Annotated in this window: 9 protein-coding genes; 7 read left to right on the top strand and 2 right to left on the bottom strand. The window is 68.4% G+C overall.

The features are described 5' to 3' along the window. The coding region (locus tag QZ753_RS04365; protein ID WP_294641471.1) for a serine hydrolase at positions 1-1,028 on the bottom strand (1,028 nt) is incomplete at its 3' end. Between the two features lie 389 nt (positions 1,029-1,417). Between QZ753_RS04365 and ruvC the strand changes: the two genes are divergently transcribed. From ruvC to ruvB, 5 genes are all read left to right on the top strand, one after another. Beyond that, positions 1,418-1,936, top strand: a complete 519-nt coding sequence (gene ruvC, locus QZ753_RS04360) for a crossover junction endodeoxyribonuclease RuvC (RefSeq protein WP_294641470.1) — start codon at positions 1,418-1,420, stop codon at positions 1,934-1,936. A gap of 68 nt (positions 1,937-2,004) precedes the next feature. Then, the gene (locus tag QZ753_RS04355) at positions 2,005-2,274 is read left to right on the top strand and encodes an AbrB/MazE/SpoVT family DNA-binding domain-containing protein (RefSeq protein ID WP_294641469.1); all 270 of its coding nucleotides are present in this window, start codon (positions 2,005-2,007) and stop codon (positions 2,272-2,274) included. Continuing rightward, positions 2,252-2,668, top strand: coding sequence for a type II toxin-antitoxin system VapC family toxin (locus QZ753_RS04350; RefSeq protein ID WP_294641468.1), 417 nt, complete (start codon positions 2,252-2,254; stop codon positions 2,666-2,668). The genes QZ753_RS04355 and QZ753_RS04350 overlap by 23 nt, the downstream gene beginning before the upstream one ends. Beyond that, positions 2,665-3,285, top strand: a complete 621-nt coding sequence (ruvA, locus tag QZ753_RS04345) for a Holliday junction branch migration protein RuvA (RefSeq protein WP_294641467.1) — start codon at positions 2,665-2,667, stop codon at positions 3,283-3,285. Before QZ753_RS04350 ends, ruvA begins: the two co-directional genes overlap by 4 nt. A 13-nt stretch (positions 3,286-3,298) precedes the next feature. Then, positions 3,299-4,339 carry a Holliday junction branch migration DNA helicase RuvB gene (gene ruvB / locus QZ753_RS04340; protein WP_294641466.1) on the top strand — a complete coding sequence of 347 codons (1,041 nt, stop codon included), beginning with the start codon at positions 3,299-3,301 and terminating at the stop codon, positions 4,337-4,339. A 61-nt stretch (positions 4,340-4,400) separates the two neighbouring features. Here the strand turns inward: ruvB and QZ753_RS04335 are convergent, their stop codons facing one another. After that, entirely contained in the window at positions 4,401-6,608 is a 2,208-nt protein-coding gene (locus QZ753_RS04335) for an esterase-like activity of phytase family protein (RefSeq protein ID WP_294641465.1), read from the bottom strand. 141 nt (positions 6,609-6,749) lie between these two features. Here QZ753_RS04335 and ybgC point away from each other — a divergent pair, with 141 nt between their 5' ends. Then, a complete protein-coding gene (gene ybgC / locus QZ753_RS04330; protein WP_294641464.1) occupies positions 6,750-7,196 on the top strand; it encodes a tol-pal system-associated acyl-CoA thioesterase in 447 nt (148 codons plus the stop codon). Between the two features lie 282 nt (positions 7,197-7,478). Continuing rightward, on the top strand, positions 7,479-8,195 hold the full coding sequence (tolQ, locus tag QZ753_RS04325; RefSeq protein WP_294641463.1) for a protein TolQ: 717 nt from the start codon (positions 7,479-7,481) through the stop codon (positions 8,193-8,195). Positions 8,196-8,242: the final 47 nt, after the last annotated feature.

Genomic DNA, 8,242 nt, shown 5'->3' with positions numbered 1-8,242 from the left:
TCCTGCACGTAGCCCGAGCGGGCGGAGGGCTGGTCCTCGGCCGAGGTGATGGCGACGGTGAGGGCGAGATCGGGGATGACGTAGATCATCTGGCCGCCGTAGCCCCAGCCGTAGCGCCCCTCGTGGCTGGCGAAGGTGTCGATGAACCAGCCGTAGCCGTAGCGCCCGTCGTGGAAGCGCGAGGTGGTGCGCGGTGTCCAGGACTGGGCGATCCAGCCTTCGGAAAGGATGCGCGTGCCGTCGGGGCCGAGGCCGCCGCGCCGGTAGAGCTCGCCGAAGGCGAGCAGCGAGCGCGGCGTCATCGCCATCTGGTTGCCGCCGAGATAGATGCCCTGCGGATCGCGCTCCCAGTCGGTCACGCGCACCCCGGCGGCGCTCAGCCAGTCGCGCGCGAGTGCGAGCGTCGTCTTGCCGCTCGCCTTTGTCAGGATCGCCGACAGAAGATGCGTCGAGCCGGTGGAATAGAGCATCGAGCCGCCGGGATCGGTGACGAAGGGGCGGCGCAGCGCGTCGCGCACCCAGTTGCGCGAGGAGATCCACGCGCCGTAGTTGCCGCCCGACGTCCGCTCCAGCCCCGCCTGCATCGACAGGAGATGACCGACCGTCACCTGGTCGAGGCGCGGATCGGGGTTCTCCGGGAAGTCGGCCCGCAGGAAGTCGGCGATCGGCTGGTCGGGCCCCTGGATCAGCCCCTTGTCGATCGCGATGCCGACCAGCGCCGAGACCACGGATTTCGACGCCGACTTGATGTTGGTGGCCCGATCGGTGCGATGGCCGCGGAAGCCCTCGTCCACCAGCGTCTCGCCGTCCTGTGCGATCTGGAGCGTTTCGAGAGGTGCTAGCGAGCGCGCCCGCTCGACGGCTGGCGTGAGACTCTCCGTCGCGGAGGGCGCGGATGTCTCCGCCGCGCGAGCGTCGCCGGGAACCGCGGGGGCACCCTCCTGCGCAAGCGCGGAGTGCGGAGCAAGAAGAAGGGACGACAGCGTCGCGGCGGCGGCAAGGCGCCGCATCGAGGGGCGAAGGATCATGTCCCGAGACATGGGAGGCGCGCTGCCGGGCCTCCAGTTCAGTCACCGAAACGTGCGTCGGTGCCGCGCGGACTTCATCCGCCGACCGCGCGCCGCCCCGCGCGAGCGCAGCCTTAGATGACCCGCCAGAGCACCATGTCGACAGCCGCCAGCCAGAACACGGCGCTGAAGAGAAGCCCGTTCAACAGGCCCGCCATCGGCTTCAGGTCATCCATCGTCGTCCCCCCAATTGATCGCGGAAGTTATATACGACAATAAATTATATCGCCATAGTATTTTGCGTGGGACGGGCGGGCGGCCGCCTATGGCGGACGAACGCGCGTCGTCGTTTCGATTTTGTTCACCACTCCGGCGTAGCGATGCGTTAGAAGAACGGAAGTGGAACGAGCATGCTTCAGGAGCGCACCATTCGCATCATCGGCATCGACCCGGGCCTTCGGCGCACGGGCTGGGGCGTGGTGGAGACGGTCGGCAATTCGCTGCGCTTCGTGGCGAGCGGCACCGTCACGTCCGACAACAAGCTCGACCTCGCGACGCGCTTGCGACAGCTGCACGACGGGCTCACCGACGTCCTGCGCAGCTTCGGCCCGGACGAGGCGGCGGTGGAGCAGACCTTCGTCAACAAGGACGCGGTCGCGACCCTGAAGCTCGGTCAGGCGCGCGGCATCGCCATGCTGGTGCCCTCGCTCGCCGGGCTGCCGGTGGCCGAGTATGCGCCGAACGCCGTGAAGAAGGCGGTGATCGGGGTCGGGCACGGCGAGAAGGCCCAGATCCACATGATGGTGAAGGTGCTGATGCCCAAAGCCACGTTCGACACCGACGACGCGGCCGATGCCCTCGCCATCGCCATCTGCCATACCCATCACCGCCAGTCGGCGCAGGCGCGGGCGGCCTATGCCAACCTCTGATGTTCTTGACTTGTTCCCGCCTCGCCGTTAGGTAATACCGATCAGGTATTACCATGTGAGGCCGGGCGATGCGCGTGACCGAGAAGGGGCAGGTGACGATCCCGAAGCCGATCCGCGACAAGCTCGGCATCGGGCCGGGGAGCGAAGTCGACTTCGTGGATCGGGGCGATCACGTCGAGCTGGTGCGCGGGGAACTGCCGAGCGATCCCAAGCTTCGGCGTGAGGAGATCCGGCGCCGTCTTGATGCGCTGCGCGGCACGATCGACACGCACGGCATGGACGGCAAGGAGTTCATCGACTGGCTGAGGGGGCCACGTGACGACCTCGACCCTCGTTGACTCGAACGTTTTTATCGACGTTCTCGGGACGGGTCCCCTGCACGAGAGCGCGCTGGACGCTTTGACGGGCGCAGCCGACCAAGGCGTCATCGTGCTATCTCCCGTCGTCTGGGCGGAGCTCGCCTTTTCCCCGATGACGGAGCCGCTTCTCTACCGTTCGATTTCATGGTTGTCCCCCAAACGGGAGCCGTTTCCGTTCGAGGCCGCCTATCCCGCCGGTCAGGCTCATCGCCTTTACCGGATGCGCGGCGGGCGGCGCGACCGGACGCTGCCCGACTTCCTGATCGGTGCCCATGCGATGGTCGCCGGCCACCGCCTTCTGACCCGCGATGCCTCGCGCTACCGCGAATACTTCCCCGACCTCGATATCCTGTGCCCGGAGACGCATCCTTGATCGGCAAGCTGAAAGGCACCGTTGATACGGTCGAGGAAGACTGCGTGACACTCGACGTCCACGGAGTCGGCTACGTCGCCTATTGCGGCGCGCGCACGCTGGCGGGCCTGCCGGGCGCCGGGGAGGCGGCTTCGCTCTTCATCGAGACCTATGTGCGCGAGGACATGATCCGCCTCTACGGCTTCGCGTCCGCCGTCGAGCGCGACTGGTTCCGTCTCCTCCAGAGCGTGCAAGGGGTGGGCGCCAAGGTGGCGCTCGCCGTCGTCGGCACGCTGTCGACCGGGGACCTCGCCAACGCCATCGCACTGCAGGACCGCACGATGGTCGCCCGCGCGCCGGGCGTCGGGCCGAAGGTCGCCGCGCGCATCGTCGCGGAATTGAAGGACAAGGCGCCGGCCTTCTCGGGCGCGGCCGCGGTCGAGAGCTTCGGGCTCAAGCGCGACCTCGGCGAGGGCGTCGCCCCCGCGCCGATCGCCGACGCGGTGTCCGCACTCGTCAATCTCGGCTACTCGCGCGAGCAGGCTGCGGGTGCCGTCGCAACGGCCGTGAAGGAAGCCGGCGAGGATGCGCCCTCGACCACGCTGATCCGCCTCGGCCTCAAGGCGCTGAGCCGCTGAAGCGAACGGACCCATGAGCAACACACGCCTCATCACACCCGAGAAGCGCGGCGAGGACGTCGACGCCTCGCTGCGTCCCCAGCGGCTCGACGACTTCGTCGGCCAGGCAGCGGCGCGCGCCAACCTCAAGATCTTCATCGAGGCCGCCAAGACGCGCGGCGAAGCCCTTGATCACGTTCTCTTCGTCGGCCCGCCGGGCCTCGGCAAGACGACGCTGGCGCAGATCATGGCGAAGGAGCTCGGCGTCAACTTCCGCTCGACCTCCGGCCCGGTCATCGCCAAGGCCGGCGATCTCGCCGCGCTCCTGACCAACCTCGAGGAGCGTGACGTCCTGTTCATCGACGAGATCCATCGCCTGTCGCCGGCGGTGGAGGAAATCCTCTACCCCGCGATGGAGGACTTCCAGCTCGACCTGATCATCGGCGAGGGGCCGGCCGCGCGCTCGGTGAAGATCGATCTGGCCAAGTTCACGCTGATCGCCGCGACGACCCGCATCGGCCTCTTGACCACGCCGCTGCGCGACCGCTTCGGCATTCCGGTGCGCCTCAACTTCTATACGATCGCCGAACTCGAACACATCGTGAAGCGCGGCGCGCGGCTGATGAGCCTGCCGATGGGCGACGACGGCGCGCGCGAGATCGCGCGGCGCGCCCGCGGCACGCCGCGCATCGCCGGTCGGCTCCTGCGCCGCGTGCGCGACTTCGCGACGATGGCCGGTTCCGAGACGGTGGACCGGCGCATCGCCGACGAGGCGCTGACGCGGCTCGACGTCGACAGCCTCGGCCTCGACCAGCTCGACCGGCGCTATCTCGACCTCATCGCGCTGAACTTCGGCGGCGGGCCGGTCGGCATCGAGACCATCGCCGCGGCCCTGTCCGAGCCGCGCGACGCGATCGAGGACATCGTCGAGCCCTATCTTCTCCAGCAGGGCTTCATCCAGCGAACGCCGCGCGGCCGGCTCCTGACCCAGCACGCGTTCAAGCACCTTGGCCTCGCCGTGCCCTCGACCTACCAGGGCATCCAGTCGAGCCTGTTCGAGGGCGACGAGGAATAGGCATGCGAAAAAGAGGCGGGGCCTTGCGGCACCGCCCCTTCCTTCATCCGATGCGTGAGCGTCAGTTGCGAACCGCCGCCGACTGCTCGTCCAGCTTGCCGATCTCGAAGAACAGCGTCTCGCCGGACGAATCGTCGACACCGTCGTTGTCGGTCACGACGAAGGCGGTGCCGTCCTTGTCGACCGCCAGGCCCTCGACCTTGTCGACCACGTAGCCCGCCGTCTGGGCCTTCAGGTCGGGCAGGAGGTCGCGCACCACGCTCTTCTCGACGGTCGGCAGGTCGCCGCCGAACGGGGCGGGCTTCAGCTGATCGAGCGCGACGCGGGTGATCTGCTTCAGCCGCGCGGCGTCGCCGATCAGGTTGTCGCGTTCGATGAGATAGGCGGCGTCGCCCGAGACCGTGATCTCGGAGAGGCCGACCCAGGCGTCGTCGGCCGCCGGCGCCTCCAGCGGATACCGCACCGCGCCCCAGGTCTTCGCGCCGAGATCGTAGGCGAGGAGCTTCGTCGTGTTCTTTGGATCGTCCTTCCAGGGGCGCTGCACCGCGATCCAGAGCGTGATGCCGACCTTGGCGATCCCCTCCGCACCGAAGCGGGTCTGGTGCGCCAGAAGCTCGGCCGGGAAGGCCACCGTCTCGACCACCGCGCCCTTGCCGTCGACATGGAGAAGCTGGTGCGACACTTCCTTCTCCGGGTTGCCTTCGCTCGCCAGCCAGAAGCCGCCGGCGCCGTCGAGCGCGAGGCCCTCGATGTCGAGCTTCTTGGCAGCTTCGCCCTTCTCGGTGACGACCATCGCGTCGCTGATTCGGGCGGGCTTGGCCGTCGCGTCGATCGTGTAGATCGTCGGTGCCTTGCCGTAGACGCTGTCGCTCGCGGCAAACAGGCGCTTCGGCTCGTTCGCGTCGGCGGCCAGCGCGCCGAGCGCGCCCCAGCCGATCGGCACGCCGTCCCGCTCGACCGACACCATCTGCGGATAGGCGGGCGTTCCCTCGGCGCGCTCGTAGAGCATCACGTGGCTGCGCGCCGCGCCGTCCTCGACGAGGTCGGCCTCGTTGGCGGTGGCCAGAAGGTTGCGGCCGGGAATGGCGACAGCGCCTTCCGGCGAGATGCCGGATGGCAGGAGCTGCACGAACTGCGGCTCGGCGCCCGTGTCGCGGTAGACGCCGACCACGGAGCCGCGCTCGGACAGGACGAAGATGAAGCGTTCGCCGCCGAATTCGGCGACCTCGAGACCCTCCGGCTCGACACCCTTGGCGTCGGACCGCTTGTCGGGATAGTGGCCGGCCTTGGCGACCTCGCGCTCGAACGCAGGGCCCGATTCGAAGGCGACCGATCCGTCGCGGTTGAAGATCGTGAAGCCGCGCGTGCCGCCCTTCCAGTCGCCCTCGTTGGCGACGACGAGACGATCGGTCCCGAGCCACTTGACGTCGTCGGGCTCGCGCGGGCGTGCCTCGATCGTGTCGGTGAAGGCGATCTTGCCGTCGTCCTTCGCATCGACGCCCTCGAGCGCGACGGTTCCGGCCGTGAAGTGACCGGTCACCTCCGCCGTCTTCCCGTCGATCAGGACGATGTGATTGTTCTCCTGAAGCGTAACCGCCAACTCGTTGTTCGCGTTGAAGGATACGAACTCGGGCTCTGGGTCCTCGCCCGCGATGGCGGGAATGCCCGTCAGCTCGACGCGGCGCAGGCCCGCGCAATCCGCCGCGCCGTCCTTCAGGGGCAGGAGCACGACGTAGCCCGCCGGCATCTGCGGCAGGGCACCGTCGTTTACGTCCTCGTCGCGCTCGTTCTCGATCGCGACGGAGGCGAGCGTGCCGTCCGGAGACAAGGCGACGGAGTCCGGCTGGCCGCCGAGATCGCAGCGCGCGGTGACCGTGCGGTCCGCCATCGAGACGGTGGCGAGGAAGCCCGACGGTTCGGTGAAGCTCTTCGACGTGTTGACCGCCGCCAGGACATAGGCGCCGCTCGCTGCCACCGACGTCGGCTCGCCCCCCTCGAAGGCGACATAGCCGGCGCTCTTCGGCGCGCGGGCGTCGGTGATGTCGATGAAGCCGATGCCGCCGTGCGGGCTGTCCGAATAGACCAGCGTGTTGCCGTCGCCGGACGCCGTGATGATCTCCGCCGAGGTCGGCGTCCTGGCGTCGGTGCCTTGCGGAAGGTTCAGCGCGACCGGGAAGGCGGCGATCCGCTTGAAGACCGGTTCGGCCGCGGCGGGCAGGGCGGCGGACGCGAGCAGCGCAAGCGCGGCGGGGAGGCGGATCGAACGCATGGCGGACCTTCCGGTGGATGTTCGGACGGGTCCTCCAACCAGCCCCCCGTCACCGCGCGATGACGGGGCGATGACGGATCGATGACGCTTCGGGTCGCGGGCGGCGCTGGAACAGCGAGGTACGGGGCGCTAGAAGGGCGCATGACCGACCAGCAGCTCTCCGGTCGCCTCGTGGACGGCGGACACCGCCTCGACGTGCGCGTCTACTTCGAGGACACCGACTTTTCCGGCGTCGTCTACCACGCGCGATACCTTCACTTTCTGGAGAGGGGCCGCACGGACTACCTGCGCCTGCACGGGATCGGCCATCGCGAGCTGATGGACGGCGCCTTCGGCGAGCCGATGGCGTTCGCGGTGCGGCGCATGGAGATCGAGTTCCTGCGCCCCGCCCGGATCGACGATGTCCTGACGGTCGAGACGCAAACCGCGCTCCTCGGCGGCGCGCGCGTCGTTCTCGACCAACGCATCCTGCGCGGCGGCGAAGTGCTGATCGAGGCCAAGGTGAAGGTCGCGGTGATCTCGCCGGACGGGCGGCCGCGCCGCATGCCGGCCGCGGTGGCCGAGAGGCTGGGGGGCGGGGAGGGCTAGACCCGATCCATCAACCTCCGGCGGCATGCCGCAGTGCGGTAAATTGCCGTTCGCAAACGATTTGTTAACCCTAACGATGCTTGATGGGCTGCGAGGGCCCACCCCCCGCCATGCCATTCTTTCACCGGAATCAACCGGTCAAAGGGCGCCATGGACGACGTTCCACGCCGGCGTTCCGGCATGGGCGTGGTTCTGGTCGTGGCAGGGGCGTTCGGCCCGCCGGAAGCCTTCTGCTTCCAAAGCCACCGGGACGATCCGACGGATTCGAGGGACGCAAAAGGAATGAACGAGGTCGCTCAGACTGCGCTGGCCGCGCCGGCCCACGACATGTCGCTCCTGGGTCTTTTCTGGCAGGCGGGCTTCATCGTCAAGTTCGTCATGATCGGCCTGCTCGCCGCGTCGGTCTGGACCTGGGCGATCATCTTCGACAAGTTGACGCGCTACGCCAGCTTCCGCCGCCAGCTCAACCAGTTCGAGAACAATTTCTGGTCCGGCCAGTCGCTGGAAGAGCTCTACCACACGCTGTCCGACCGCAAGACGAGCGGGATGGGCGCGCTGTTCGTGGCCGCCATGCGCGAGTGGAAGAAGAGCTTCGAGAAGGGCGCCCGCTCGCCGATCGGCCTCCAGACCCGCATCGAGAAGGCGATGGACGTGACGATGGCGCGCGAGATGGAGGGCCTCGAATCCCGTCTCGGCTTCCTCGCCACCGTCGGTTCGGCCGCGCCCTTCGTCGGCCTGTTCGGCACCGTCGTCGGCATCATGACGGCCTTCCAGTCGATCGCCGCCTCCGAGCAGACGAGCCTTGCGGTCGTGGCCCCCGGTATCGCCGAGGCGCTGCTCGCCACCGCGATCGGCCTCGTCGCGGCCATTCCGGCGGTCGTCGCCTACAACAAGCTGTCGGCCGACGCCGGCAAGCTCGGCGCGCGCCTCGAGGCCTTCGCCGACGAATTCTCCTCCATCCTGTCGCGCCAGATCGACGAGCGTTCGGCCGCTCGCTGAGCGCCCGCCGGCTCGTTCCATTCCACTTGAGGGGTCGTTTCCATGGG

The organism is uncultured Aureimonas sp., from assembly GCF_913775355.1.
Lineage (GTDB): Bacteria > Pseudomonadota > Alphaproteobacteria > Rhizobiales > Rhizobiaceae > Aureimonas.
Note: the sequence above shows the minus strand (reverse complement) of the source record. Positions and strands in the feature narration are given on the sequence as shown.